The sequence below is a fragment of the Agromyces sp. GL_144 genome, from assembly GCF_057834305.1.
In genome coordinates this window covers 4,040,102-4,065,711 of sequence record NZ_CM174399.1, presented here as the reverse complement: position 1 = coordinate 4,065,711, position 25,610 = coordinate 4,040,102, and the positions used below count along the sequence as shown (strand labels likewise).

23 protein-coding genes and 1 pseudogene are annotated in these 25,610 nt (G+C 71.4%); 6 read left to right on the top strand and 18 right to left on the bottom strand.

The features are described 5' to 3' along the window. Window positions 1-13: 13 nt before the first annotated feature. Window positions 14-751 carry a response regulator gene (locus AC3IPY_RS18700; RefSeq protein ID WP_489188370.1) on the bottom strand — a complete coding sequence of 246 codons (738 nt, stop codon included), beginning with the start codon at window positions 749-751 and terminating at the stop codon, window positions 14-16. Further along, on the bottom strand, window positions 745-2,157 hold the full coding sequence (locus AC3IPY_RS18695; protein ID WP_489185781.1) for a sensor histidine kinase: 1,413 nt from the start codon (window positions 2,155-2,157) through the stop codon (window positions 745-747). The genes AC3IPY_RS18700 and AC3IPY_RS18695 overlap by 7 nt, the downstream gene beginning before the upstream one ends. Before the next feature lie 181 nt (window positions 2,158-2,338). On the opposite strand from AC3IPY_RS18695, the gene AC3IPY_RS18690 reads away from it, so the two are divergent. Further along, a complete protein-coding gene (locus tag AC3IPY_RS18690) occupies window positions 2,339-2,896 on the top strand; it encodes an EXPERA domain-containing protein (RefSeq protein ID WP_489185780.1) in 558 nt (185 codons plus the stop codon). Window positions 2,897-2,999: 103 nt separating this feature from the next. Further along, a complete protein-coding gene (locus tag AC3IPY_RS18685) occupies window positions 3,000-4,400 on the top strand; it encodes an FAD-binding oxidoreductase (RefSeq protein ID WP_489185779.1) in 1,401 nt (466 codons plus the stop codon). Window positions 4,401-4,896: 496 nt separating this feature from the next. Here AC3IPY_RS18685 and AC3IPY_RS18680 read toward each other — a convergent pair whose 3' ends face one another. From AC3IPY_RS18680 to AC3IPY_RS18665, 4 genes are all read right to left on the bottom strand, one after another. Then, the gene (locus tag AC3IPY_RS18680; protein ID WP_489185778.1) at window positions 4,897-5,829 is read right to left on the bottom strand and encodes an alpha/beta fold hydrolase; all 933 of its coding nucleotides are present in this window, start codon (window positions 5,827-5,829) and stop codon (window positions 4,897-4,899) included. 53 nt (window positions 5,830-5,882) lie between these two features. Further along, window positions 5,883-7,598: a SulP family inorganic anion transporter gene (locus AC3IPY_RS18675; protein ID WP_489185777.1), complete on the bottom strand. Its 1,716-nt coding sequence runs from the start codon at window positions 7,596-7,598 to the stop codon at window positions 5,883-5,885. Then, window positions 7,595-7,984 (bottom strand): ArsR/SmtB family transcription factor, encoded by a 390-nt coding sequence (locus tag AC3IPY_RS18670; protein ID WP_489185776.1) that lies wholly within the window; start codon window positions 7,982-7,984, stop codon window positions 7,595-7,597. Before AC3IPY_RS18670 ends, AC3IPY_RS18675 begins: the two co-directional genes overlap by 4 nt. Before the next feature lie 90 nt (window positions 7,985-8,074). Continuing rightward, window positions 8,075-8,920: a PIG-L deacetylase family protein gene (locus AC3IPY_RS18665; RefSeq protein WP_489185775.1), complete on the bottom strand. Its 846-nt coding sequence runs from the start codon at window positions 8,918-8,920 to the stop codon at window positions 8,075-8,077. 174 nt (window positions 8,921-9,094) lie between these two features. Here AC3IPY_RS18665 and AC3IPY_RS18660 point away from each other — a divergent pair, with 174 nt between their 5' ends. Continuing rightward, the gene (locus AC3IPY_RS18660; protein ID WP_489185774.1) at window positions 9,095-10,429 is read left to right on the top strand and encodes an MFS transporter; all 1,335 of its coding nucleotides are present in this window, start codon (window positions 9,095-9,097) and stop codon (window positions 10,427-10,429) included. Between the two features lie 9 nt (window positions 10,430-10,438). Here AC3IPY_RS18660 and AC3IPY_RS18655 read toward each other — a convergent pair whose 3' ends face one another. Further along, the gene (locus AC3IPY_RS18655) at window positions 10,439-10,828 is read right to left on the bottom strand and encodes a phage holin family protein (RefSeq protein ID WP_489185773.1); all 390 of its coding nucleotides are present in this window, start codon (window positions 10,826-10,828) and stop codon (window positions 10,439-10,441) included. Between the two features lie 315 nt (window positions 10,829-11,143). On the opposite strand from AC3IPY_RS18655, the gene AC3IPY_RS18650 reads away from it, so the two are divergent. Then, on the top strand, window positions 11,144-12,127 hold the full coding sequence (locus AC3IPY_RS18650; protein ID WP_489185772.1) for a hypothetical protein: 984 nt from the start codon (window positions 11,144-11,146) through the stop codon (window positions 12,125-12,127). 87 nt (window positions 12,128-12,214) lie between these two features. Continuing rightward, window positions 12,215-12,880, top strand: coding sequence for a DUF4232 domain-containing protein (locus AC3IPY_RS18645; protein ID WP_489185771.1), 666 nt, complete (start codon window positions 12,215-12,217; stop codon window positions 12,878-12,880). A 32-nt stretch (window positions 12,881-12,912) separates the two neighbouring features. Here AC3IPY_RS18645 and AC3IPY_RS18640 read toward each other — a convergent pair whose 3' ends face one another. The 4 genes from AC3IPY_RS18640 to AC3IPY_RS18625 all read right to left on the bottom strand — a co-directional run bounded on the left by AC3IPY_RS18640 (window position 12,913) and on the right by AC3IPY_RS18625 (window position 16,667). Further along, window positions 12,913-13,575 (bottom strand): SDR family NAD(P)-dependent oxidoreductase, encoded by a 663-nt coding sequence (locus tag AC3IPY_RS18640; protein ID WP_489185770.1) that lies wholly within the window; start codon window positions 13,573-13,575, stop codon window positions 12,913-12,915. Between the two features lie 89 nt (window positions 13,576-13,664). Then, window positions 13,665-15,137: a DUF6421 family protein gene (locus AC3IPY_RS18635; RefSeq protein ID WP_489185769.1), complete on the bottom strand. Its 1,473-nt coding sequence runs from the start codon at window positions 15,135-15,137 to the stop codon at window positions 13,665-13,667. A gap of 329 nt (window positions 15,138-15,466) precedes the next feature. After that, on the bottom strand, window positions 15,467-15,931 hold the full coding sequence (locus AC3IPY_RS18630) for a GNAT family N-acetyltransferase (RefSeq protein ID WP_489185768.1): 465 nt from the start codon (window positions 15,929-15,931) through the stop codon (window positions 15,467-15,469). 85 nt (window positions 15,932-16,016) lie between these two features. Beyond that, entirely contained in the window at window positions 16,017-16,667 is a 651-nt protein-coding gene (locus tag AC3IPY_RS18625) for a TetR/AcrR family transcriptional regulator (protein ID WP_489185767.1), read from the bottom strand. 77 nt (window positions 16,668-16,744) lie between these two features. Between AC3IPY_RS18625 and AC3IPY_RS18620 the strand changes: the two genes are divergently transcribed. Beyond that, window positions 16,745-18,268, top strand: a complete 1,524-nt coding sequence (locus AC3IPY_RS18620) for a DHA2 family efflux MFS transporter permease subunit (RefSeq protein WP_489185766.1) — start codon at window positions 16,745-16,747, stop codon at window positions 18,266-18,268. Between the two features lie 196 nt (window positions 18,269-18,464). Here AC3IPY_RS18620 and AC3IPY_RS18615 read toward each other — a convergent pair whose 3' ends face one another. The 7 genes and pseudogenes from AC3IPY_RS18615 to AC3IPY_RS18585 all read right to left on the bottom strand — a co-directional run bounded on the left by AC3IPY_RS18615 (window position 18,465) and on the right by AC3IPY_RS18585 (window position 25,535). Next, window positions 18,465-18,764: a DUF4190 domain-containing protein gene (locus tag AC3IPY_RS18615; protein WP_489185765.1), complete on the bottom strand. Its 300-nt coding sequence runs from the start codon at window positions 18,762-18,764 to the stop codon at window positions 18,465-18,467. 161 nt (window positions 18,765-18,925) lie between these two features. Continuing rightward, complete coding sequence (acs, locus tag AC3IPY_RS18610; RefSeq protein WP_489188369.1) at window positions 18,926-20,917, bottom strand: acetate--CoA ligase; 1,992 nt, start codon at window positions 20,915-20,917, stop codon at window positions 18,926-18,928. Window positions 20,918-21,090: 173 nt separating this feature from the next. Continuing rightward, window positions 21,091-22,011, bottom strand: coding sequence for an ABC transporter permease (locus AC3IPY_RS18605; protein WP_489185764.1), 921 nt, complete (start codon window positions 22,009-22,011; stop codon window positions 21,091-21,093). Between the two features lie 12 nt (window positions 22,012-22,023). After that, the gene (locus tag AC3IPY_RS18600) at window positions 22,024-23,061 is read right to left on the bottom strand and encodes an aliphatic sulfonate ABC transporter substrate-binding protein (protein WP_489185763.1); all 1,038 of its coding nucleotides are present in this window, start codon (window positions 23,059-23,061) and stop codon (window positions 22,024-22,026) included. 113 nt (window positions 23,062-23,174) lie between these two features. Beyond that, entirely contained in the window at window positions 23,175-24,089 is a 915-nt protein-coding gene (locus AC3IPY_RS18595) for an ABC transporter ATP-binding protein (protein ID WP_489185762.1), read from the bottom strand. A 301-nt stretch (window positions 24,090-24,390) separates the two neighbouring features. Continuing rightward, a pseudogene (locus AC3IPY_RS18590) lies at window positions 24,391-25,058 on the bottom strand (NAD(P)H-dependent oxidoreductase). Between the two features lie 3 nt (window positions 25,059-25,061). Then, complete coding sequence (locus tag AC3IPY_RS18585; protein ID WP_489185761.1) at window positions 25,062-25,535, bottom strand: MarR family winged helix-turn-helix transcriptional regulator; 474 nt, start codon at window positions 25,533-25,535, stop codon at window positions 25,062-25,064. Between the last annotated feature and the right edge of the window lie 75 nt (window positions 25,536-25,610).

Genomic DNA, 25,610 nt, shown 5'->3' with positions numbered 1-25,610 from the left:
CCTCCGGCCGGGATCACGACGACGGGCGCACGACCCCGTGCTCGTAGGCGTAGACCACGGCGTGCACGCGGTCGCGCAGCCCGAGCTTCATGAGCACCTTCGACACATGCGACTTCACGGTCGCCTCGCCCACCCACATGCGGCGGGCGATCTCCGCGTTCGAGATGCCCTCGGCCAGGAACTCGAGCACCTCGCGCTCGCGCTCGGTGAGCGTGGCCAGTTCGGGCGAGGCGAATGCAGGAACAATCGACCCGCTCCCGGCATGTCGGCCGGTGTCAGACGGCGTGTCGCCGTTTCTTCCTGCATTCTGTGCCGCCGGGCCGCGCCCGGCCGCGGCCTGGATCACGCGCCGGGTCACGTCGGGCGAGAGCAGCGCGTCACCGCGGGCAACGACCTGCACGGCCTCGATCAGCTGCTCGGGGCTCGAGTTCTTCAGCAGGAATCCGCTCGCGCCGGCCTCGAGCGCCTCGAAGAGGTAGTCCTCGCGGTTGAACGTCGTGAGCACGAGCACCGCCGCGTCCGACGCCGGGTCGGTCGTGATGCGCCGGGTCGCCTCGAGCCCGTCCATGCCGGGCATCTGCACGTCCATGCAGACGACGTCGGGGGCGAGCGCCGCGACCTGAGCCAGCGCCTCTGCTCCGTCGGCGGCTTCGCCGACCACCTCGATGCCGTCCTCGGAGTCGAGGATCGTGCGGAACCCCGCACGCACCAGGCTCTGGTCGTCGACCACGAGCACGCGGATGCTCACGATCGCACCTCCTCGCGACGCAGCGGGAACCGGGCGCGCACGAGGTAGCCGCCCCTGGCGCGCGGGCCGAGCTCCAGCGTGCCGCCGGCCGCGGTGACGCGTTCGCGCATGCCGAGCTGACCGAGGCCGGTGCCGTCGGCGGTGCCGCTGTCGGCCGCGGTGCCGGCGCGAGAGCCGCCCGAGCCGCCCGATCCGCCGGCAGCGGGGGTCGGCCTCGCCGCGGACCGCGTCGCGGAGCCCGTGTTCGTGATCTCGATCTCGACGGCGTCGTCGTCCCACCGCACGCGCACCTCGGCCGTCGCCGAGGAGCCGGCGTGCTTGCGCACGTTCGTGAGCGCCTCCTGTGCGATTCGGTACGCACTGAGGTCGACGACCGCCGAGACGGCACACGGTTCGCCGATGATCGCGAGCGTCGCGGGCAGACCGTTGGCCGTGCTCTCGGCGACGAGCTCGTCGATGCGGGCGATGCAGCGTGTCGACGTGCTGGCGGTCAGCGGCACGTCGTCTGCCGCGCGTCCGGTGGCGACGTCGATCGAGCCCGTGTCGGCGTCGCCGCGCAGGGTGCCGAGCAGGCCGTGCAGTTCGTCGACGGCGTCGCGCGCACTCGATTCGATCGACGAGAGCGCGCCGGCCGCGGCATCCGGATCCTTGGCCAGCACCCGCCGGGCCGCGCCCGCCTGCACGCCGATGACCGACACGTGGTGCGCGACCACGTCGTGCAGCTCGCGCGCGATGCGCAACCGTTCGAGCGCGACGGCCTGCACGCGCGTGCGCTCCCGCTCGGCCGCGAGCTCGGCGGTGCGCTGCTCGAGCTCGGCCCGCGCCCGCGCCGATCGGTAGGCGGCGTCGCCGAAGTACCACGCCCCGCCGAAGTAGAGCAGGTTGGTGAGCACGTTGATGAGCCCGAAGGCGAGGTAGGGCGAGAGCAGGCCCTCGCGTCCGAGGTCGGGCAGGTAGTCCTGCACGGCCGAGTAGGTGACCAGGCCCCAGAAGAGCCAGCCGAACATGACGACGACGATGAGGCCGCGCACCAGATTCGCCCGGCGCCGGCTGCGCCCCCAGGCGCCGACCGTGTAGATCGCGATGAAGAGCGCGATGTTCGAGAAGAGCAGTTCGAGCACCTCGGCCATCGAGCCGATCATGAAGGCGGCGGATGCCACGACCGCGACGATCTCGGGCCGGCGACGCCGCGCGGCGAGCGGCAGGGTCATCGCGACGACCCAGATCGCGGTGGCCCACCACGGCGTCTCCTCGCCGAGCCCTGTGATGCGATAGAGCACGATGCTGGCGGTCGTCGCGACCGCGAGCACCACGGCGAGCACCACGTCGTTGCGGTACGCGAGCCGGTCGGGACGCGGACGGATCCACTCGACGCCGTCGACGACGGGTGGTGCGAGGGTGGCGCTCATCCCTCAACGCTAGCGAGCCGACGGGGGCGCCGGATCCGCCGTGCGGCGGAGTTCGCGGAGCCCGGGCGAGGTCGGCGGTCGGCCGAAGTCGGCGAGTCCGGCGTGGGCGCACCGGCACGAGCGAGGTCGCCCGTGCCGCATCGTGGCGCCCGCGGCATCCGACGCAGTACGCTCGTGCCCCATGACCGCCGTGACGCCGCCGCCCGCCGAGACTTCGGTCGCGGCATCCGCAGACCCCTGCCGCCCGCCGAACCTCGGACTGCGCGAGCGGCCCTTCGACGTCTTCTTCATCGTGATGTTCTCGCTGTTCACGATCACGAGCCTGATCAGCGACCTGCTGCCCTCGATCGGGGTCGACTTCTCGCAGCCGTCGGCGAACTTCTTCGTGAACTCGAACTGGTGGTACGCGCACGACACCGACCCGCTGTTCATGGAGCCGCCGACGTGGATGCGCATCGTGACGGGCCTGTCGGCCTTCGTCTACATGCCGTTCTACATCGTGCTCGTGATCTCGCTCATCCGCGGCTGGAACTGGATCCAGCTGCCGAGCGTCATCTACGCGACCATGATCTCGACCATCACGGGCATCATCGTGTTCGGCGTCGAGTTCTTCGGCGAGCCCGAGTGGATCACGCCGAACCCCGTGAAGTTCCTCGCGTTCAACCTGCCGTACGTGCTCGTGCCCATCGTGCTGCTCGTGCGCATGCGCAAGCCGCTGCCGTTCGCGCGCAGGTTCTGAGCATGGCCGCCTCGGCCGGCGGCGGCGGCGGAGGCGAGCGGAGGGGCGCGGGCGAGCGGATGCCTCGACCCGCCGCCCCGTCTGCGGGAATAGGCTCGCTCGCATGAGTCACGCCGTGTCCGCCGAAGCCTCCGTCGTCGCCGAACTGCAGCGGGTGCTGCACGCGGACCAGGTGCTGACGGATGCCTCGGCGCTCGCCGCGTACGCGCACGACGACGCCGAGTGGGCGCCGTTCGAGACGCCGCTGGCCGTCGTGCTCGCCGAGCGCGAGGAGGATGTGGCCGCGGTCGTACGGCTGGCCGCGGCATCCGGGGTGCACGTCGTCCCGCGCGGCGCGGGGACCGGGCTCTCGGGCGGGGCGAACGCCGTGGCGCGCAGCGTCGTGCTCTCCCTCGAGCGGATGACCCGCATCGTCGAGATCGACGCGGCCGAGCGCTTCGCCGTGGCCGAGGCCGGCGTGATCAACGACGTGCTGCGACAAGCGGTGGCCGAGCAGGGCCTCTGGTACCCGCCCGACCCGGCGAGCTACCGCATCTCGACGATCGGCGGCAACGCGGCCACGAACGCGGGTGGCATCTGCTGCGTCAAGTACGGGGTGACGCGCGACTACGTGCTCGGGCTGCGCGTCGTGCTCGCCGACGGCGAGGTCGTCGACCTCGGCCGGCGCACCGCGAAGGGCGTCACCGGGTACGACCTCACCGCGCTCCTGGTCGGGTCCGAGGGCACGCTCGGCATCATCACGCAGGTCACGGTCAAGCTGCTGCCGCTCGCCGGCCGCGAGGAGCGGGCGGTCGTCGGTGCCTTCGGCTCGCTGCGTGCGGCCGGCGACGCGGTTGCGGCGATCAGCGCGAGCGGCATCGTTCCCGCGGCGCTCGAGATCCTCGATCGCACGTGCATCGAGGCGGTCGACGCGTGGCAGTCGCTCGGGCTGCCGCACGGCGTCGACACGATGCTGCTCGCCAAGGTCGACGAGGTCGGTGCGCTCGGCGAAGGGCACGCGGCATCCGTCGCCTCGCTCATGGCGGAGGCGGGCGCGCTCTCGATCGAGCAGGCCTTCGAGCCGGGCGAGGTGGATCGGCTCTTCCTCGCGCGTCGCCTCGCCTACCCGGCGCTCGAGCGTCTCGGCCCCGTGCTGACGGAGGACATCTGCGTGCCGCGCGGCGCGGTGCCCGAGATGCTCTCGCGCATCCAGGCTGCGGCCGCCGAGCACGACGTCGTCATCGCGAACATCGCGCATGCGGGCGACGGCAACCTGCATCCGCTCATCATCGCGCCGTCGGGTGATGAGGCCGCCAAGGCTCGGGCGAAGCTGGCGTTCGACCGCATCGTCGACGAATGCCGCGAGCTCGGCGGCACCGTCACGGGCGAGCACGGCGTCGGGCTGCTGAAGCTGCCGGGTGCGGCGCTCGAGCTCGGCTCGCGCGTCATCGCGATGCACGCCGCGATCAAGCAGGCGCTCGACCCGCGCGGCACGCTGAACCCGGGCAAGGCGTTCCCGGGCTGAGGGTTGTCGCGTCGAGCGCCTTCGGGCGCGCGACTCGGGGCTGTCGGGCCAGGTGTTCTCGGGCGCGGGCTGTCGAGCCCAGCCGGCCTTCGACCTGCGCCGGCTCTCGGTCTGCCCGAGCCCCCGAGTCGGAGCCCCCGTGGAATCGGTGCCGAAGTACCGAAGTGCCGTGATCTCTCGTGGAGGTTCCCGTCCTCGTGGAGGTTCCCGTCCTCGCGGTCGTGTCGTCTCCGTGCCGGTCGGTATGCGGTGCGGGGCCTCGCCGAGCGGCCGGAGGTGGGAGGGCGCGTGCCAGAATGCTGCAGCCGTGCAGCCGTGCAGCCGTGCAGCCGTGCAGCCGTGCAGCCGTGTAGCCGTGTAGCCGTGTAGCCGTGCAGCCCACGTTTCTCCGAGGACACCCCCGGACCCATCCGTCCGGCGCCCGGAAGGCGCCCGCGACCGCCGCGCGCGACCCGCACGGCTGGTACGCCGGCCGTCGCACGCGCGTGCTCTGCGGTCAGCGCGCGAGGAAGGCCAGCAGCTCCTCGTTGAAGCGGGCCGGCTGCTCGATGTTCGTCGCGTGGCCGTCGCGCTCGATGATCGTCGAACTCGCGAGCGGATTCAGCGCGGCGGATGCCTCGGCGTGCGCAGCGGGCCAGAACTCGCTCTCGGCGCCGGCGATGAAGAACGCGGGCACGGCGGCCGCGGCGATCGCGGGCCGCCAGTCGCGCTTCGCGTGGTCGTTCAGGAGGGCGAGTTCGACGTCGGTGAAGCTCGGCTTGCCGCCCTTGGGCAGGTCCATCGCCTTCAGCACGCGCGCGATGCGCACGAGCCCCTTCGACTTCGCGGGGAACCGCCCGGGGTCGGGGATGCCCGCGGCGAACAACGTGTCGGCGTTCGACGCGTCGTAGTCGTAGAACCCGAACGCCCAGCCGTCGGAGTTCAGCATCTTCGGCGTCTGGTCGACGATGACGATGTCGCGGATGCGACCGGCTGCGCCGCCTGCGCCTGCGCTTGCGCTTGCGCCTGCCGCATTTCCAGCGCCTGCCGTGTCGGCTGCGCCGACTGCGCCGACTGCGCCGACTGCGCCGCCGGCGCCCGCCGCGCTCAGATGTGCCCAGATGGCGTTGCCGCCCATCGACTGGCCGACGAGCGTCACGTCGTCGAGCCCGAGCTGCTCGATGAGATCGCCGATGTCGGCGCCGTGGCGATGCATGGTGTGGGCCGATGCACCGTCCGCACCGGTGGCCGGGCCGATCTCGGAGGCGCCATGCCCGCGCCGGTCGAACGCGATGACGCGGAGGCCGGCCCGCGTCAGCGGCTTCACCTGGTAGCGCCAGCTCGTCGCGGGGGCCTTGAAGCCCGCGATCAGCACGACCGGCCTGGCCCTCGGATCGCCCCACTCGAGGTAGTGCAGACGGGTGCCGTCGGTGGCGGTGATGCGGGCCATGGATGGGATCCTCACTGGCTGGTCAGCAGAGACTACAGGAATTGCGGGGCGGTTCACGCCGGGGCATCCGTCGAGGATGTCGCGGAGGCGTCCGCTGCCCGCCGCACGTGACTCCTCGCGTGCTCGACGGCGGGCCCGAGCTCGTCGAAGAGGTGGTTCTGGTGGCGGAGCGAGCGGATGACGCCGACGCGTTCGGCGAGCCGCAGGTGCCGGGTCTGGATGCCCTTGACGAGCACGGTCACGCCTCGTCGTTCGAGCGCGGTGATCAACTCGGTCACCACCTGGGCGCCGGTGGCGTCGAGGATCTGCAGCTGCGACATCCGGATGATGACGACCTCGATGCCCCGGATGTCGCCGACGCGCTCGAGCATGCGCTCGGCGGCGCCGAAGAAGAGCGCGCCCTCGAGGCGGAAGAGCGCGATGCGCTCGTCGCCGGTCTCGGCGGGGCCGGGGAGCTCCTCGCGGTGCACGCCGCTCGAACGGGCGAGGGCGCGGAGCGCGAAGAATGCGGCGACGGCGATGCCGATGAGCACGGCGTAGACGAGGTCGAAGCTCACGGTGATGAGTGCCGTCGCGATGAAGACGATCGCGTCGGCCCTGGTCGAGCCGACGACGCTGCGCACCGTGGCGACCGAGACCATGCGCGCGGCCGTGACCATGAGCACGCCCGAGAGCGCGGCGAGGGGGATGACGCCGACGACGGATGCCCCGAACGAGACGACGAGGAGCAGCAGCACCGCATGGGTGACCGCCGCCAGGCGCGTGCGACCGCCCGACCGCACGTTGACCGCCGTGCGGGCGATCGCCCCCGTCGCGGGCATGCCGCCGAAGAACCCGGCCGCGACCGACGCGAGGCCCTGGCCGACGAGCTCTCGGTCGGCGTCGTACGCGCCGGTGTCGGAGATCGACGCGGCGACCCGCGCCGAGAGGAGCGACTCGATCGCCGCGAGTGCCGCGACGGCGAAGGCGGGCCCCGAGAGGCTCGCGATCATCGTCCAATCGGCGGCCGGGAACGTCGGGGCGGGCAAGCCGACGGGGAGCACGCCGATCGTGTCGACGGGCAGTCCGGTGAGCGCCGCGATGACCGAGACCACGATGATCGCGACGATCGATCCCGGGAACCGCGGATGGATGCGCGGGGCCAGCACCATGATCGCCGCGACGACGGCGACGATCGCGAGCGTGTACCCGAGCTCCGGCCACTGGGCGGTCGGCACGGCTTCGGCCGCGGCGAGGAACGCATTGGGGCTCGGCCCGGGCGCGACGCCGAGCGCGGCGGGCACCTGCTGCAGGAAGATGATGACCGCGATGCCGAGCGTGAACCCCTCGATGACCGGCCACGGGATGAAGGTGACGGCTCGTCCGAGTCTCAGGGCGCCCGCGATGACCACGATGAGACCGGCCATGAGGCACACGATCGAGAGCACCCCCACGCCGTGCATCGCGACGATCGGCCCGAGCACGACGACCATCGCCCCCGTCGGTCCGGACACCTGCACGTTCGATCCGCCGAAGACCGCGGCGACGAGCCCAGCGACGATCGCGGTCACGAGTCCGGCCTCGGCGCCCGCGCCGGAACTGACGCCGAACGCGAGGGCGAGCGGGAGCGCGACGATGCCGACCGTGACGCCGGCGAGCAGGTCGCCGCGCCACGTGCGCCTCAGGTCGCGGTAGTCGGATGCCGCGGGCAGCAGGTCGCGCGCACGCGACCAGGCGCGGCGGCCGGGTGACCGAGGGCCGCCGCGCGGCGAGGCATCCGCCGTGCTCATGCCGTCACGGCGACGGGCGGGATCTCGGGGAGGCCGTCGCGCTCGACGAGCTGCTGCTCGGTCGTCGCGAGGATCTCGCCGAGCAGGGCGCGTGCGACGCGCAGCAGGTCGGCGACCTGGGGGTAGGCCAGCCGGTAGTAGACCAGGCTGCCGCGGCGCTCGGCGTCGACGAGGCGATTTCGGCGCAGCACGGCGAGGTGCTGCGACACATGCGAGGCCTCGAGTCCGGTCGCGGCGATGAGCTCGGTGACGGATGCCTCCGGCTGCGCCGAGAGCACCTCGAGCACCCGGATGCGGATGGGGTGGGCGAGGCCCTTGAAGAGCCCCGCCTTGACCTCGTACAGGGGGCGGTTGGTGTCGCCGAGCATGAGGCCTCCGACCGACATGATGATATGAGGAGATCATCATATCGTGCCCTGGTGCACGATCGGTCGGGTGACCCGGCGGCGAGCTCGGGGCGACGCGGCGGCGAGGCCTCAGCCGAGCGGCTCGGCGGCGAGATCCCGCACGTGGGTGAACTCGTGGTCCCAGAGCAGGTAGATGAGCCAGGTCGGCAGGATGTACGACTCGGGCATGAAGTTCGCCTGCGACGCGTGGATGCTCCAGCCCTCGTGCTTCTTGCCGGTCTCGGCGGGCATTGCGTACTCGGGCTCGGGTTGGTTCGCGACGACGAACGCGCCGACCTCGCCACCGAACGCCGACAGCGCCTTGGTGGGGCTGATCGTGTAGACGAGGTACTTCGGCCCGGTGTACGAGCCGCCCTCCTCCTCGAGCTGCGCGATGGCCTTCTCGGTGACCTCGCCCATGCGCATGTGGTCCTTGTGGCCGGTCGCGCCGCTGGCCGGCCAGAAGCCGACGACGACATCGGGGCGCACGCGCTTCATCTCGGCGACGACGCGGTCGACGAGCTCGCCCTCATCGATGTCGGGCACGCCGCCGTCGGGGTAGTCCCACACGACGTGGCGGTCGACGCCCAGGTTGAAGCTGTTCTTCAGCGCCTCGGCCCGTCGGATGTCGCCGAGGTCCTCCTGTCGGGCGACGACGGGGGTCTGGTGCCCGACCTCGCCCTCGGTCGCCGTGATCATCGCGGTGTACGCGCCGTCGATCGTCTTGGCCCGGTAGAACAGGCCGTTCACGGTCTGCTCGTCGTCGGGGTGGGCGAACACGCCGAGCACGCGGGTGCCGCCGAGTTCGCCGATGATCGAGTCGACGCCCTTGGCGGTGGGCTCGTGGAACAGGTCGCGTCCGGCCCAGTAGACCCCGCCGACGAGGGCGAGGACGACGGCCGAGACGGTGATGAGCGCGACGGTGCGCTTGCGCATGATGATGCTTTCGGGTCGAGCGGATGCCTCGTGGCGGGCGTGGGTGGCGCCGGATGCCACGGCGGTGGGGGCTGCAGCATGCTACCCCGCGGCATCCGCCTTCCCGAATCGTCCTCGGTTTCCGGAGGGCGGCCGACGGTGGCGGCGCGAACACGGCGGGCGCATGATGGGGCGGTGACCGCGACGTCGCCGGAGACGACGCCGACCTCCACGCCGGGGCGCGTGCAGGCCGTCTACTTCACCCTGCTCATCGGCAACACGCTCGCGGCATCCTTCATCTGGGGCATCAACACGCTGTTCCTGCTCGACGCGGGCCTGACCAACCTCGAGGCGTTCGCGGCGAACTCGTTCTTCTCGATCGGCATCGTCGTGTTCGAGGTGCCGACGGGCGTGATCGCCGACACGTTGGGTCGCCGGGTGTCGTACCTGTTCGGCACGGTCACGCTCTCGGTGACCACGGCGCTCTACTACCTGCTGTGGGTGTGGCACTCGCCGTTCTGGGCGTGGGCGCTCGTGTCGGTGCTGCTCGGGCTGGGGTTCACGTTCTTCTCGGGTGCGGTGGAGGCCTGGCTCGTCGATGCGCTCACCGCGACCGGGTACACGGGCAGCCTCGAGCGGGTGTTCGGCCGAGGGGTCTCGGTGTCGGGCATCGCGATGCTCCTCGGCTCGACGCTCGGCGGCGTCGTGGCGCAGGCCACCGACCTGGGCGTGCCGTTCCTCATGCGCGCGGGCGTGCTCGTGCTCATGTTCGTGCTCGCCGCGCTGCTCATGCGCGACCTGGGGTTCACGCCGGCGGGTCGATCGAACCCGATCGCGGCGACGAAGCACGTGCTCGTGGCATCCGTGGAATACGGTCTCGGCAGACCCGGCGTGCGCTACATGATGCTCTCGTCGATGTTCACGGCCGGCGTCGGCTTCTACGTCTTCTACGCGCTGCAGCCGCACCTGCTCGAACTGTGGGGCGACGAGGGCGCCTACTCGATCGCGGGCCTCGCGGCGGGCATCGTGGCGGGGTCGCAGATCATCGGAGGCCTCGTGGCTCCGTGGCTGCGACTGCGGTTCCGCAAGCGCACGACCTCGATCATCCTCGCGATCTCGGTGAGCGCCGGCATCCTCGTCGTGCTCGGCGTGAACCGGAACTTCTGGGTCGCGCTCGCGTTGCTCGTGCTGTGGGCGCTCATCGACGCCGCGGCCGGGCCGGTTCGGCAGGCCTATCTCAACGACATGATCCCGTCGAGCCAGCGCGCCACGGTGCTCTCGTTCGACTCGCTCATCGGCAGTTCGGGCGCCGCCGTGATCCAGCCGGTGCTGGGCCGGTCGGCGGATGTCTGGGGTTACCCGTTCTCGCTCGCGCTGGGCGGGGTCGTGCAGGCGCTCGCGGTGCCGTTCCTCTGGCTGAGTCGGCGCAGCGGTGAGGCGGCGGATGTCGCGACGACGACGGACTCCGCGCCGGAACCGCCGTCCGGAGCCGCGTCCGACGCCGGAACGGATGCCGCGCCCGACGCCTGAGGCGGGGCGTCAGCGCTTGGCGGCGCGGCCCTTGTCGAATCGCGGCGTGATGAACTTGCCGGAGACCCAGCCGAGGATCGCGGTGATGATCCAGACGACGACGGTCGCGAGGATCCACCCGCCGACGCCGTCGAAGCTGACGCCGCCGAACAGCGACGCGACCCACAGGGCGAGGAAGGTCGAGATGAGGCCCGCGATGCCCGCGACGGTCGGCGCCGCCCGGTGGAAGATGCTGTGCACGAGCCACTCGATGAACGCCTGCACGATGGCGAACACGAGGATCGCGACGATGAACCCGCCCGGGTGCACGTGGAACCCGGGCACGAGCAGCGAGGTCAGCAGCAGCGCGATCGCCGCGGTCGCGAGGAAGATCGCCAGGTTCAGGAGGGTGCGCACCATGTCGCGAGCGTAGCGCCCGCCCGCGGGTTTCGGCGGTCGGGCGCACCGGGGTCATCCGGAACGTCCCGACCGCACGCGGCGACGACGAGGGCGCTGGGCATCCCCTGAGAGAACCTGTACCCCGAAAGGGGGGTGTTGTAGTCTCGGTTGATGTCTCTGCGCCGTGGATCCACCCGGGCTCGACCGTCCCCCGCCTCCCCGTCCTCGAACTCCTCGAGGCCGTCGTCCGGCCATGGCCGGTCGGTGCGATCCCCTGGGGAACGCGCCTCGAAGCGGGGCCCTGGCCGGCTCGCGATCGGTCTCGGAACGGTCGGTGTGCTGGCGCTCTGCACGCTCGGCGCCGCCGCGGGCGTGCATGCCGCGGGCGGCGACGAGGCCGCACCGGCGGCGATGATCGCGAAGATCCTCGGCACGTACCAGACCGACGACGGCACGATCGGCACGGATGCCTCGGGCGTGCAGCCGATCGCCGGCGACGAGGGCGACAACTCGGGCGACGGCGGTCGCGAGGGCGCCGGCGGCCCCGACGACGGATCCGGGCGAGCACCCTCGACGAAGGCCCCGTCCACCCCGAAGCCCACGCCGACGCCGCGGCCGACGCCCGGTGATCCCGCCGATCCCGATGCGACGCCCGCGCCCGATGCCACGCCCGCGCCCGATGCGCCGGCCCCCGTCGACCCCTCGGATCCCATGTCGCCCGAGTACAACCCGTACACGACGCAGGGCGATCCCGCGTACGTCACCGATGCCGACAAGTCCGCGTGGCTCGGGCAGGAGGCCGTCGTGCGCACCTGCATGTCCGACGCGGGCTTCGAGTACCTCGACTGGCAGTGGTGGCTGGGCGGCAGCCCGCAGCCGGCCGGGCAGTCGCCCGACGAGGCATCCGCATGGTCCACCGCGCTCCGCGGTGACGGCGGGTCGAACAGCGGATGCCGCGCCCAGGCGCAGCAGGCCGCCGATGAGGCCGCGGCCGCCGGCACGCCGCTGAGCGCGCCGGTCCCGCCGCTCCCCGGCCCCGAGGTGCCGACCGAGCGCGAGAACTGGCTCGACTTCCAGTCGGCGGTGCGCTCGTGCATGGCCGAGCAGGGCCTCGAGTACCGCTACTGGGAGTACTGGAACCCCGCCTACGACTCGACCGACGGTTCGGCCGCGATGCCCCAGGGCCTCGATGACGAGAGCCGTGCCGCATGGAACCTCGCGGCGTTCGGCGACGCCGCCCCGATCGGCGGCGCCCCGAACGACGGCGGCGGATGCTGGGCCACCGGCCTCGGCGTGAGCGGCTACCGCACGTTCGACTGAGGGACCGCATCGGGGTGCGCCCTGTTCTCGGCCCGTTCGGCCGGGTCTAGCCTGAGAGCTCGGACGGGATGACGCAGAGGAGTCGCGATGAAGCGGATGAGGGCGATGATCGTCGTCGGTGTGCTGCTGGCCGGTGCAGTGGCGCTGAGCGGCTGCGCCGGCTCGTCGAGCCTCACCGCCGCCGAGTCGACGGCGACGGCGACCTCACCCCCGACCGCGACCCCGGTGCCGACGATCGCACCCGCGACGACCGCGCCGGCCGAAGGCGGAGGCGACGACGACGCCGGAGTCGCCGCGCGCGACCAGGAGCCGTTCGCCGAAGATCAGGCGGTTGCGACCCATTGCGTCGACGAGCAGCTCCGCCTCGTCGTCGAGCCGCTGCCCGACGAATCGGGGGCGGGCTCCTTCGGATTCCAGCTCGTCTTCACGAACGTCTCCGACCGCCCGTGCGCCTTCGACGGGTGGCCGGGGCTCATCGCGATCGACGCAGGCGGCGCCGAGGTCGGCGCGCCCGCCCAGGCCGATTCCAGCACCTCCACCCCGGTGGTGCTCGCAGCAGAGGGCGGCGTCGCGACCTCCCACGTGCGCGGTTCGCAGGCGGGCGCCTACGACTGCACGGCTGTCGAGGCCGCGGGCCTGCGAGCACGCATCACCTCCGACGGCGCCGGGCCCGGCATCGATGCGCCGTACCCGATCACCGTCTGCGATGGCAGCACCTCGACGCTCACGACCTCGCCGCTCGTCGCCGGCTGACGGACCTCACCACCCGGAGTCCGCCGATCGGGTCAGGCCGTGAGCTCGACGACGCTGCCGTTGCGGTCGGCGTCGGTCGAGGCATCCGCTCGCCAGAGGTCGACGACGGATGCCGCGAGCCGGCCCTCGAGGCCCGCGAGCGACTGCACGCGGAACGTGACGGCCGCAGCCGGGGCCCCGGTCTTCGAGAAGCCCTGCGCGAGCGAGCGCATCCACGACTCGGACGCGGCCTTGACGGCGGTGTAGTTCGCACCGCCGGCGGTGGGTCGCTCGACCGTCGTCGACGAGACGATGGCGATGCGACCGGCCGACGACGCGAGGAGGTCGTCCCAGAACGCGCGGCTCACGTGCCGCAGCGCGGTGAACGAGCGCTCGAGCACGCGGTAGTCCTCGTCGGTCTGGCCCGGGATGCCGCCGCCGCCGCGCCAGCCGCCGACGAGGTGGATCACGCCGTCCACGTCGCCGACGCGCGCGTGCAGGCGCATCGCGAGTTCGAGCACGTCGTCGTCGTCGGTGAGGTCGGCGCGCTCGCCGATGACGCCTGGCATCGCGTCGACGAGCGCGTCGATGCGGCCCTGGTCGCTGCCGACGGCGATCACGGTCGCGCCGGCGTCGACGAGCGCCCGGGCGACGGCGCGGCCCGAGGCGCTCGTCGCGCCCGCGATGAGCACGGTGCGGCCTTCGAGTGCGGTCATGCGGTCATTCTCCTCTGCCGGTCGAGTAGGCGCGTCAGCGCCGTATCGAGACCATCCGTGTCGGGGGCATCGGGTCTCGATACGCTTCGCTACTCGATCGCCGAGTGGGCCGTGATGCCGACCGTCGACTCGATGACCGGCTTCATCTTCTTGTCGAGCGCCTCGTAGAACATCGACAGCGGGAACTCGTCGTCCATCACCAGGTCGGTGTAGCCCTTGGGCGGGCCGGCGAGCACCTCGCGGGGCAGCCCCTCGGCCCACATCGACGCCGGGTTCGGCGTGACGACGCTCGTGACGAGGTCGTACGCGGCGAGCCAGTGCACGGTCTTCGGGCGGTCGATCGACTTCCAGTAGAGCTCGTCGATGGCGTCGCCCAGCTCCACCACGGCATCGGGCACGGCGTCCCAGTCGAAGCTCAGCGAGACATCCGTCCACTCGAGCACGTGCTTGCGGTGCAGCCACGCGAACAGCAGCTGGCCGCCGAGCCCGTCGTAGTTGCGCACGCGCGAGCCCGTGATCGCGAAGCGGAAGATGCGGTCGAAGATCACCGCGTACTGCACGAGCTTCGCGTGCTCGAGGGTCTGCGCCTCGACGTCCGAGAGCGGCTCGGCCGAGGCATCCGTCGCCCGGGCCGTGAGCGTGCGCTCGATCTTGACCGACTCGCGGAACGCGGTCAGGTCGCAGCGCAGCTCCTCGAGCGAATAGAGGAAGAACGGCATGCGCTGCTTGATCATGAACGGGTCGAACGGCAGGTCGCCCCGCATGTGCGTGCGGTCGTGGATGATGTCCCACATCACGAACGTGCGCTCGGCGAGCTCTTGATCTTCGAGCAGCGACGCGGCGTCGGCGGGCAGCTCGAGCTTCGTGATCTCGGATGCCGCGCGCACGACCCTGCGGTAGCGGGCCGCCTCGCGGTCCTGGAAGATCGCGCCCCACGTGAACGGCGGGATCTCGCGCATCGCGACCGTCTCGGGGAACAGCACGGCCGAGTTCGTGTCGTATCCGGGCGTGAAGTCGACCAGCCGCAGGCTCACGAAGAGCTTGTTCGAGTAGTCGCCGGCCTCGAGGGCGGCGATGAACTCGGGCCAGATCGTCTCGACCACGAGCGCCTCGACGTGCCGGTCGGGCGAGCCGTTCTGCGTGACCATCGGGAAGACCACGAGGTGGCGGATGCCGTCGATGCGGTGCCGCTGCGGCTGGAACGCCACGAGCGAGTCGAGGAAGTCGGGCACGCCGAAACCCTCCGCCTGCCAACGGCGGAAGTCGACGACAGATGCCGCGAGGTACGCGCGCTCGTGCGGGAATCGCGGCGCGAGCTGCTCGATCGACGCGACGATCGTGTCGACGAGGTCGCCGGCACGGGCGTGGTCGGATGCCTCGGGCACGGAGCCGTCCTTGACCTGCACGCCCTGCAGCTCGGTCGCGGCGGCCTTCAGCGCCAGCCACGCGGCATCCGTCTCGACGCCCTCGGCGAGGGCGAGGTCGGCGGCGGTGGGCTCGAAGGGCTCGTCTTCGAGGACCTCGGGTTCGCCGATGATGGCGTCAGCAGTGGTGCTCGACATATTGAACCTCCGTTCCTCGGGATGCGTGCCGATCGGCACGGGATGCGTGCCGCCTGGCACGATCGCGCGGCGGGAATCGCCGTACAGATCAAGGCTACGAGGCATCCGCCTGCGATTGATTGAGAACGCGCGCGTGATTCCTGCGTCGAATCGGATGAGCGCGAAAGGAATCGCCATGCGGCGAACGATGCGTGCGCGGGGTCTCCCCGTGCCCGGAGTTTCCGTTCGCGCACGGTGTTTCCGCGCGATCGGCGACACCGGGCGCGAACGGAAACACTCGGTGAGCGGGGTCGCTGAGGGGTGCGAGCGAGGGCGTGGGCGCGCGGCGGCTAGAGGTTCTTCGTCATGTGCAGCGACGCGGCCTCGAACCCGAGGCTCTCGTAGAGCTCGATCGCGGGCACGTTGTAGGCGAAGACGTTCAGTCCCAGCACCGGGGCGCCGTGCTCCTTGGCGAAGGCGGCCGCGTACTCCATCGCCGACCGCGCGTAGCCGTGGCGGCGGTGCGGCGCGCGCACGTGGATGTCCCACACCCACCACTGGTCGCCGCCCTCCTTCCACGGGCCGAGCCAGAGCCAGCCGACGTCCTCGCCGTCGGCGAGGATCGTGAAGAGGTGCTGCCCGTCGATGAGGTGGCGCCCGTCGGGGAAGAAGCGCGCGAGCGAGGCCCGCTTGCCGTCGATGGCCTCGGCTTCGGAGTCGCCGGCCTGCATGCGCGCCGCCTCGTAGTAGGCCATGGACTCGGGGAGCCAGAGCTCGACGTCCTCCTCGGACATGGGCGCGTATTCGATGGGCATGTCCCCATCGTGTCATCGCGGTCGTGCCGGGCGCGAGGGTCGGGCGCGGTCGGTGTCGAGGGCGGCGCGGCTCAGCCGCGAACCGTCACCAGGGCTCGTCGGCGCGCGGGAGGAAGGCGCGCACCTTCTCGACGGCGTCGGGGAAGCATTCGTCGAACACCTCGGTCGCCGAGACCTCGTCGCCGTACTCGCCCGTGAGGCGCAGGCCGACGATGGCGTTGATGAGCATGCCGTTCGCGAAGAACGTGCGGGTGTCGTCGGCCGAGAAGCCGGCGTCGTCGCGGATGAAGCGCCAGAGCATGCTGAAGCCCTCGCGCGCGACCCGGCCGATCTCGGCCGCGCCGCCCATGGCGGTGGAGCCGGCGATCACGGGCAGCATGCCGCGTTCGGAGAGCATGCCGGTGTAGGCGTCGCCGAGTCGGCGGGCGCGGTCGTCGGCCGGACCGGCCACTGCCTGCTGGAACGCCTCGAGGAGGCGCGCGTAGGCCCGCTGGATGACCTCGATGTAGAGCTGCTCCTTCGTGCCGAACAGGCGCACGACGTAGGGCTGGCTGACGCCGGCAGCCTTGGCGACCTCGTCGGTCGTGGTGCCGACGTAGGTGCGGGCGCCGAAGACCGCGGTCGCCGCGACGAGGATCTGCTCGCGCCGGTCGACGGCGCTCATGCGGGTAGCGGGGGCCGGCGCGGGTGTCGGCGGTGCGGCGGCGGGCGCTTCTGCAGTGACTTCGGCGGTCATGCTTGACATGTTATCAGTCGATTACTACAGTCGCTTCAGACCTAAGTAATCATTCGATAACAACATCAGGAGTCCACATGTCCACCACGGTCGACGAACGCACCGGATCGACGCCGGAAGACGCCCCGGTGACGGATGTCGCGGGCCGGGCGCCCGCCTCGGGCGCTGCTGCTCCGCGCAACGGGGGCAGTGCGCCGCGCGCCCTCTGGCTCGTGCTGCTCGCCTCCGCGCTGCCGATGTTCATGGCGACGCTCGACAACCTCGTCATGACGAACGCGCTCCCGGTGCTGCACGCCGAGTTCGGGGCATCCGTCGAAGAACTGCAGTGGTTCATGAACGCGTACACGCTCGCGTTCGCGAGCACGATCCTCATGGCCGTCGCGCTCGGCGACCGCTTCGGCCGACGCACGGTGTTCGTCACCGGCATCGTCGTGTTCACGCTGAGCTCGGCGTTCGCGGCGCTCGCCTCCGACCCGGGCCAGCTCATCGCCGCCCGCGCGTTGCAGGGCTTCGGCGCCGCGGCGATCATGCCGCTCTCGCTCACGCTGCTGGCCGGGTCGGTGTCGCTCGCGCGACGTCCGCTCGCCATCGGCATCTGGGGTGGCGTCGCGGGACTCGGCGTGGCCGTCGGACCGCTCGTGGGCGGTGCGGTCATCGAAGGCTGGTCCTGGCAGGCGATCTTCTGGATCAACGTGCCGATCGGGGTGATCTCGGCCGTGCTCGCGCTGCTCGCGCTGCCGAACAGCTTCGGCGCGAAGCTGCGCGCCGACGTCGTCGGGCTGCTGCTCTCGGGCCTCGGCCTGCTCGCGCTCGTCTACGGCATCGTGCGCGGCAACGAGGCCGGCTGGGACAGCGCCGAGGTGCTCGCCGGACTCATCGGCGGCGGCATCCTGCTGCTCGCCTTCGTGTTCTGGGAGTCCAGGGCCTCGGCGCCGTTGCTGCCGCTTCGGCTCTTCCGCGATCGCAGCTTCTCGATCGCCAACGTCGTCGGGCTCGGCTTCAGCTTCGGCACGTTCGGATCGGTGTTCATCCTGATCCAGTTCCTGCAGGTCGTGCAGGGCGCGAGCCCGTTCGAGGCGGCGCTGCAGACCTCGCCGTGGACGCTCGCGCCCATGGTCGTCGCGCCGCTCGCGGGCCTCTTCGCCCCTCGGGTGGGCACGCGCACCCTCATCGTCACGGGACTCGTGCTGCTGGGCGGCGCCCTGCTCTGGCTCACGCCCCTGCTCGAGGCCGACGTCGCGTACGCGTCGTACATCGCCCCGTTCATCGTCGCCGGCGTCGGCATGGGACTCGTGTTCGCGCCGTCGGCGACGGCGGTGCTGGCCACGATGGCGCCCGCCGATCACGCCAAGGCCAGCGGCACCAACTCGATGGTGCGCGAGGTCGGCATCGCGCTCGGCATCGCGGTCTCGACGGCGGTGTTCACCGGTGCGGGTGGGCAGCTGATGCCCGACCTCTACACGGTCGGTGCGCAGCCCGCGGTCGTCGTCGGGGGCGTGGTGGTGCTGGCGACGGCGCTCGTGGCGCTGCTGCTGCCCTCGGGTCGGTCGGTCGCCGGCAGCGGCGAGGCGGTCGCGGCGCACACGCCGCCGGTCGAGTAGCGCAGCGTATCGAGACGAGCGCCACGGCCGAGGCGGGTCTCGATACGGCGCCGGAGCGCCCACTCGACCGGCGAAGACGACGAATCCCCCGCCCGGATGCTCCGGGGCGGGGGATTCGCGGTGTCAGCGTGTCAGCGCGTCAGCGGGTCTGCACGGACCTGCGCTTCAAACGCGACGCGCTCGAGGGCGACGCGCCTCAGTACGAGGTGGTGCTCAGCGAGCCCGACGCGGCGATGATCGAGAACGCGACGATCGTGATGATGATGCCGATCACGATCGAGGCGAAGCCGATGATGACGGCGGCGAGGGCCAGGCCGCGGCCGCGCTCGCCGGTCTTCTTGACCTGGTTGAGGCCGATGAAGCCGAGGATGATCGCGACGACGTTGAAGCCGATGAGCGACAGCACGAAGCCGACGATCGACAGCACGTTCCACTTCTCGGACGGCGCGACCGGTGCGGCTGCAGCGGGAACGGGGGCGGGAGGCAGGTTGGTCATTCGGGTTTCCTTCGGTTTCGAGTGCGGTGGACGACCGCCGGATGCAGCGTGGCAGGTCTGGCCACGCCGCGTCAATGGGCACCGCTCACCGCGCGTCACGTTCCGTCGCGCGGAGTCATCCCGGCTGGTCGAGGAAGCGCACCGGCGCCACTCGACCGGCGCTACTCGACCGGCGAAGCGAGCACCGCGGCGATCGCGCCGGGCACGCGGTCGTCCTGCAGCGAGGTCGTGTCGCCGAGCGAGCGGCCCTCGGCGAGGTCCACGAGCAGACGTCGCATGATCTTGCCCGAGCGGGTCTTGGGCAGGTCGGCGACGAAGACGACCTCTCGCGGCTTGGCGATCGGGCCGATGGCCGTCGTGACATGCGAACGCAGCGTGACCGCCCGCTCCGCGGCGGACGACGACGAGGCCGCGACACCGGTCAGGGCGTCGGATGCCACGACGAAGGCCACGATCGCCTCGCCGGTCGTGGCATCCGAGACGCCGACGACCCCGGCTTCGCCGACCGACGGGTGCGCGACGAGCGCCGACTCGATCTCGATGGTCGAGAGGCGGTGCCCCGAGACGTTGATGACGTCGTCGACGCGGCCGAGCAGCCAGATGTCGCCGTCGGCGTCGACCTTCGCGCCGTCGCCCGAGAAGAAGTAGCCGCGGTCGGCGAACCGGGCCCAGTACGAGTCGCGATACCGCTCGGGGTCGCCCCAGACGGTGCGCGCCATGCCCGGCCAGGTGCCGTCGACGACGAGGTAACCCCCATGGCAGGGTGGGACATCCGCTCCCTGCTCGTCGACGACGCGCGTCGTGAGGCCGGGCAGTGCGCGCAGCGACGAGCCGGGCTTCAACGTGGAGACGCCGGGCAGCGGTGCCATGACGGCCGCGCCGGTCTCGGACTGCCACCAGGTGTCGACGATGGGCGCGCTGCCGGCGCCGACCTGCTCGCGGAACCAGACCCAGGCTTCGGGGTTGATGGCCTCGCCGACCGAGCCGAGCAGGCGGATCGACGAGAGGTCGTAGCCGCCGTCGGCCGGGCCGGGCACGCCCTCGGGGAACCAGGTCATGAGCGAGCGGATGAGCGTGGGCGCCGTGTAGTACGTCGTCACGCCGTAGCGCTCGATGATCTCGAAGTGCCGCCCGGCGTGCGGGGTGTTCGGCGTGCCCTCGTAGATGACGCTCGTGGTTCCGGTGAGCAGCGGCCCGTAGTGCACGTAGCTGTGCGCGGTGACCCACGCGAGGTCGGCCGTGCACCAGTACACGTCGTCGGGCTTCGCGTCGAACACGGCCCAGTAGCTGTAGGCGACATGCGTGAGGTATCCGCCGGTCGTGTGCACGAGCCCCTTGGGCTTTCCGGTGGTGCCGCTCGTGTAGATGATGAAGAGCGGATGCTCCGCATCGAAGCTCTCGGCCTCGTGCACGTCGGGCTGGCCAGTCACGAGCTCGTGCCACCAGACGTCTCGTCGGGCGGTCCACGGCAGGTCGGGCGTCTCGTCGCCCGTGCGCCGGATCACGAGCACATGCTCGACGGATGCCACGCCCGCGACGGCCTCGTCGACGGCGGCCTTGACCGGCACGGCCGTGCCGCGGCGGAACTGCCCGTCGGTCGTGATGACGAGCTTCGCCCCCGTGTCCTCGACGCGGAAGCGCAGCGCCTCGGCCGAGAACCCGCCGAAGACGAGCGAGTGCACGGCGCCGATGCGCGTGACCGCGAGCGTCGCGATGACGGTCTCGAGCAGCACCGGCAGGTAGACGACGACGCGGTCGCCCGCGACGATGCCGAGTTCGGTGAGCGCATGGGCGGCCCGCGCGACCTCGCGCTGCAGCTCGGCGTAGGTGAGCGAGCGGCGGTCGCCGCGTTCGCCCTCGAAGTGGAAGGCGACCTTGTCGCCGCGCCCGGCGTCGACATGGCGATCGACGGCGTTCACGCTCGCGTTCAGGCGGCCGCCCGCGAACCACTCGGCGTGCGGGATGCTCAGTTCGGCCGTCGCGCCGGTCGTGCCGCTCTCTGCGGTGGGCACGGCCGGATGCCACGTGTGCGCCGTGTGCCACGGCTCGTCCCAGTCGAGGCGCTCGGCCTGCCGCGCCCAGAACGCGACGGGGTCGGCGTCGGCTTCTTCACGAAGCACATCGGCGCGCGCCGGCGTGATGTTGGCCCGCACGGCGAACGCCGAAGGGGCAGGGAAGCGGCGGTGCTCATGCAGCAGGCCCGAGATGGTCGGGTTCGCGTCGCCGGCTTCGTCGCCCCGTTCCCGGGGTCGATTCGCGACATCCGCTCGGCCCGCATCGCGTGCGGATGTCGCAGAGTGACCCCCGGAGGCCCCGGAAGGTTCGATCACGCCCACTTGCGCACCGCCCAGCGCTCGAAGAGGCCGACGAGCGCATCGGTGAGCTTGCCCAGGATCGCGAGCAGGATGATCGCGAGGAAGATGCGGTCGATGCGGCCGTTCTGCCCGGAGTCGAGGAGGAGGAATCCGAGGCCCATCGAGCTCGCGATGAGCTCGGCGGCGACGAGGAAGAGCCAGGCCTGGGCGAGTGCGAGGCGCAGCGCCGAGATGACCGAGGGCACGACGGCGGGCAGCTGCACCGCGGTGAACAACCGGATGCCGCGCAGCCCGAACGCCCGACCGGCCTCGAGCAGTTGCCGGTCGACGTGCCGCAGCGCTGCGGCCACGATCGTGTAGACCGGGAAGAACGCGCCGATCGCGATGAGGATGATCTTCGAGTCCTCGCCGATGCCGAACCACAGGATCAGCAGCGGTACCCATGCGAGCGAGGGCACGGCGCGGATCGCGCCGAGCGTCGGCGAGAACAGCACGTCGCCGAGTCGCGACAGGCCGACCACGGCGCCGACCGCGAGACCGAACACGGAGCCGATCGCGAAGCCGATGAAGACGCGTTGCGTCGAGATCGCGACGTAGAGGCCGAGCAGGCCGCGCTGGGCGAGGTCGACGGCCGCGAGCCACACCATCTCGGGGCTCGGCAGCATCGACACGGGCACGAGCCCGCTCGTGGACACGAGCTGCCACGTGAGGAGCAGTGCGATCGGGATGAGCGCGCCGCCGACGACGACGAACCAGCGGCGGTCGACGAGGCGTCGGCGCGCCTCTGGTGCAGCGGGGGAAGGGGGAGTGACGGATGCCCCGCGTCCGGCCGCGACCGTCGTCGTGCTGCCGTTCACGGCGACTCGGATCGCGTCGTTCTCGTGGATCAGCGGCCCGGTGGCGGTCAACGGGGACTGCGAGGCATCCGTCATCTCAGGGGGTTCCTACTCGAAGCGCGACGGGTCCGCGGCGGTCGCGAACTCGTCGTTGATCAGGGTGTCGAGTGCATCGTCGACCTGCTGCTGCGAGGCGACGTCGCCGAGCTCCACGAAGATCGGGCCGATCTTCTCGAGCACCGCGACCTGCGCGTCGCCGGGAACGTTGTCGACGTCGAGGTTCGTGCGCTCGTCGATGACCTTGGTGGCGACGGCCTCGTCGAGCCCGGCGACCTCGGCGAGGATCGCCGCCGTCTCCTCGGGGTTCTCCTCGGCCCAGGCACGGGCGTGCTCGTAGGCGTCGACGACGGCCTGCGCGACCTCGGGCTTGTTCTCGATGAAGTCTTCGGTGGCGTTCAGGAAGCCGTAGCTGTTGAAGTCGACGTTGCGGTAGAACAGCGTCGCGCCGTCTTCCTCGGCGCCGGCCATGATCGGGTCGAGCCCCGCCCACGCGTCGACCGAGCCGTTCTGCAGGGCGGCCCAGCCGTCGGCGTGCTGCAGGTTCTGCACGGTGACGTCGTCGGCCGAGAGGCCCTCGGCCTCGAGCGACTGCAGCAGGAAGAAGTACGGGTCGGTGCCCTTGGTCGCGGCGACCTGCTTGCCCTTCAGACCTTCGACCGAGTCGATGCCGGTGCCGTCGACCGTGACGAGCGCCGCCCACTCGGGCTGCGAGAAGATGTCGATGACCTGGATGGGCGAGCCGTTCGAGCGGGCGAGCAGGGCGGCCGATCCGGCCGTGGAGCCCACGTCGATGGCACCAGCGCGCAGGGCCTCGTTGGCCTTGTTCGAGCCGGCCGACTGCACCCAGTTCACCTCGAGGCCGGCGTCTTCGAGCCAGCCCTGGTCCTTGATCACGAGGCTCAGCGGGTTGTAGGTCGCGAAGTCGATGTTGAGCGTCTGGCCCTCGAGCGAGGCGGCCTCGCCGGATGCCGCGGTGTCGGGCTCTGCGGCCTGGCCCTCGCCCGCGACGCAGCCCGAGAGCAGCAGGGCGGTGGCGGCGGCGCCCGCGACGAGCGCGGATCGCAGGAACGGGGCGGTGCGTGACATGGGGTTCTCCTCTGTGGGGGTGCGACGGGGGTGCTGTGGCGTCGAGGTGGGGTGCGTCGGTGCGGTGGCGGTTCTGGTGTTGCGGTGGTGGCGTGCGACGCGGCGGCGGCGCGTCAGTACGGGTAGTGCGGGATGGTGGTCGTGGTCTCGATGCCGCGCGCCGAGCCGTGGCGGTCGATGCCGAGCCCGTCGAGCAGGCGGCCGCGCAGCTCGGCGAGTTCGGCCGAGCCGCGGTCGCGCGGTCGGTGGCCCGGCACGACGATCGTCTGCGTGACGACGGCGCCCGGCGTCTCGCCCTCGTGCCCGAGCAGGATCACGCGATCGGCCAGCTGCAACGCCTCGTCGACGTCGTGCGTGACGAGCAGCACGGTCGCCGGTTCGGCGGCGTGCACGTCGAGCAGCAGGTCCTGCATCTTCAGGCGGGTGAGCGCGTCGAGCGCGCCGAACGGCTCGTCGAGCAATAGCACCGCGGGGTTTCGGGCGAGCGCACGGGCCAGCGAGGTGCGCTGCGCCATGCCGCCCGAGACCTCGCGCGGGCGGTGGTCGGCGAAGTCGGCGAGTCCGACGAGGTCGAGCAGGCGCGCGACCTGCTCGCGTGCGGCGGCGCTTGCGGTGCCGCGGGGCAGGCCGAGCGCGACGTTGTTCGCGATCGTGCGCCACGGCAGCAGTCGCGGCTCCTGGAAGCCGACGGCCGAGCGAGGGTCGAACGGCTGCACGGGCTCGCCGTCGATGAGCGCCGTGCCCTGCGTGGGCCGGTCGAGGCCGCCCGCGATGCGCAGGAGCGTCGACTTGCCGCATCCGCTCGGGCCGAGGATCGCGACGATCTCGCCCGCCGCGATCTCGAGGTCGAGGTCGCGCAGCACCTGCCGATCGCCCGTCTGCGAGGCGAACGCGCGCCCGATGCCACGCAGCGACACCGGTGCTGCCGCGGCCGACGTGGCAGTCGCCGTCGTGGTCGCTGCCGATGCGCGGCCGGCGCCGGAGTCGCGAGGGTTCGCGTCGCGAGCGGTGACGGATGCCGCGGTCATGGCGTCTCCTCGACGGACAGGGGCTGTGGGGGTTCCCTCGACGCTACGCGCGACCGGGAGCGCTGTCAGGTGCGCGCGACCCGCGGCGTAACACGCGCGTTCCGCGCCGAATCACCGGAATGCTCGAACATCCTTCGATCGGGGCGCCGGAGCGAGCCACCCGTACGGCAGAGTCTTCGACGCTCATGCCTCGCGCGGAGGCCGCTCGGCGTGATTCCCGCTCCGGGGGTCGCTTCGCGACATCCGCTTCAGGAGATGCGCGCGTTCGTGTCGCAGAACGACCCCGGGAACGGATGCCCGCTCAGGCGGCGGAGGCCGCAGCGACGGGTCGGCGTGTGCGCGAGGCATCCGTCGCTCCGAGCCGCCGCACCTGCTCGAGCCACGCCGTGCGCTTCTCGGGCGTGGAGAACCGCACGGGCGTCAGGCGCGTGATGCCGATGGTGCGCACGCCGCAGTAGCCGAGGGTCGCGCGCTTCAGCGAGGTCTCGGCCGCGCTGCGGTAGACGAAGCGGTTCCAGGCGATCGGCGCATCCATGGTCATGACGATGCGGGCGGTCCTGCCCCCGAGCAGCCGGGTCGAGATCTGCCCGCGTCCGTACTTGAACGCCGTGCCCGAGAGGATCGCCCGGTCGAGGAAGGCCTTCAGCACGGCGGGGTAGGTGCCCACCACTGCGGGAAGAAGAACACGAGGTGGTCGGCCCACGCCACGTCGTCGATGAAGGCGCGGATGCGCGGCTCGAGGTGCGAGGTGTCGCCGTCGGGCGCGCGCAGGTCGGCGCGATCGGCGGGCAGCAGGTCGAACGGGCGCTCGGCGAGGTCGATGACCCGCACCTCGGCGCGCTCGCCGCGGTCGGCGCGGTCGCCTTCGTCGACGGATGCCGCGCGCAGGCCGGTCGCGTACTTCTCGGCCAGTGCGTGGTTGAAGCTGCCGGCGTTGGGGTGGCCGATGATCACGAGCGTGTTCGCCATGGCTCAGTGCTCCTTGGAGTCGAGGTGTCGGATGACGGTCTTGAGGTCTTCGTGCAGGGCCGCGAGGTCGACGGTGTCGAGATCGTCGAACTCGTCGGTGAAGGAGGCGCCGAGCACGGGCAGCGCCTCGGCCAGCAGTCGGCCGGCCTGCGGGGTGATCGAGAGCAGCACGCGTCGTGCGTTCGCCGGGTCGGTGCTGGTCTGCACGAGTCCGGAATCGACGAATGCGGGCACGCGCTTGCTCACGGCCGCCTTGCTGACGCCGAGGCAGTCGGCGAGGGTCGTGATGTCGGGCGGCGTCGGCAGGTTCGCGATGACCGCGATGAACTGGAACTGGTTGAAGCTGATGCCGAAGCGTTCGCGCAGCAGCACGTCCGCGAAGCGGTCCATGCGGTCGACGATCAGGTGCAGGGTGACCGTGAGGTGGTCGCCGAGCGGGCCGCCGGGTTCGGGGAGGACTTTCGGTTCCGGGCTCATGCGATGAGTCAACCTGTTGACACCTGGAATGTCAACAGGTTGACACGTATCCGCGTGGGCCGGGCAGATGGGCGC

Coding starts and splice junctions, on each gene's coding strand:
- AC3IPY_RS18695 (WP_489185781.1), bottom strand. CDS start 2,157: ATGAGCGCCACCCTCGCACCACCCGTCGTCGACGGCGTCGAGTGGATC.
- AC3IPY_RS18690 (WP_489185780.1), top strand. CDS start 2,339: ATGACCGCCGTGACGCCGCCGCCCGCCGAGACTTCGGTCGCGGCATCC.
- AC3IPY_RS18685 (WP_489185779.1), top strand. CDS start 3,000: ATGAGTCACGCCGTGTCCGCCGAAGCCTCCGTCGTCGCCGAACTGCAG.
- AC3IPY_RS18680 (WP_489185778.1), bottom strand. CDS start 5,829: ATGGCCCGCATCACCGCCACCGACGGCACCCGTCTGCACTACCTCGAG.
- AC3IPY_RS18675 (WP_489185777.1), bottom strand. CDS start 7,598: ATGAGCACGGCGGATGCCTCGCCGCGCGGCGGCCCTCGGTCACCCGGC.
- AC3IPY_RS18670 (WP_489185776.1), bottom strand. CDS start 7,984: ATGTCGGTCGGAGGCCTCATGCTCGGCGACACCAACCGCCCCCTGTAC.
- AC3IPY_RS18665 (WP_489185775.1), bottom strand. CDS start 8,920: ATGCGCAAGCGCACCGTCGCGCTCATCACCGTCTCGGCCGTCGTCCTC.
- AC3IPY_RS18655 (WP_489185773.1), bottom strand. CDS start 10,828: ATGGTGCGCACCCTCCTGAACCTGGCGATCTTCCTCGCGACCGCGGCG.
- AC3IPY_RS18645 (WP_489185771.1), top strand. CDS start 12,215: ATGAAGCGGATGAGGGCGATGATCGTCGTCGGTGTGCTGCTGGCCGGT.
- AC3IPY_RS18640 (WP_489185770.1), bottom strand. CDS start 13,575: ATGACCGCACTCGAAGGCCGCACCGTGCTCATCGCGGGCGCGACGAGC.
- AC3IPY_RS18635 (WP_489185769.1), bottom strand. CDS start 15,137: ATGTCGAGCACCACTGCTGACGCCATCATCGGCGAACCCGAGGTCCTC.
- AC3IPY_RS18630 (WP_489185768.1), bottom strand. CDS start 15,931: ATGCCCATCGAATACGCGCCCATGTCCGAGGAGGACGTCGAGCTCTGG.
- AC3IPY_RS18625 (WP_489185767.1), bottom strand. CDS start 16,667: ATGACCGCCGAAGTCACTGCAGAAGCGCCCGCCGCCGCACCGCCGACA.
- AC3IPY_RS18620 (WP_489185766.1), top strand. CDS start 16,745: ATGTCCACCACGGTCGACGAACGCACCGGATCGACGCCGGAAGACGCC.
- AC3IPY_RS18615 (WP_489185765.1), bottom strand. CDS start 18,764: ATGACCAACCTGCCTCCCGCCCCCGTTCCCGCTGCAGCCGCACCGGTC.
- AC3IPY_RS18605 (WP_489185764.1), bottom strand. CDS start 22,011: ATGACGGATGCCTCGCAGTCCCCGTTGACCGCCACCGGGCCGCTGATC.
- AC3IPY_RS18600 (WP_489185763.1), bottom strand. CDS start 23,061: ATGTCACGCACCGCCCCGTTCCTGCGATCCGCGCTCGTCGCGGGCGCC.
- AC3IPY_RS18595 (WP_489185762.1), bottom strand. CDS start 24,089: ATGACCGCGGCATCCGTCACCGCTCGCGACGCGAACCCTCGCGACTCC.
- AC3IPY_RS18585 (WP_489185761.1), bottom strand. CDS start 25,535: ATGAGCCCGGAACCGAAAGTCCTCCCCGAACCCGGCGGCCCGCTCGGC.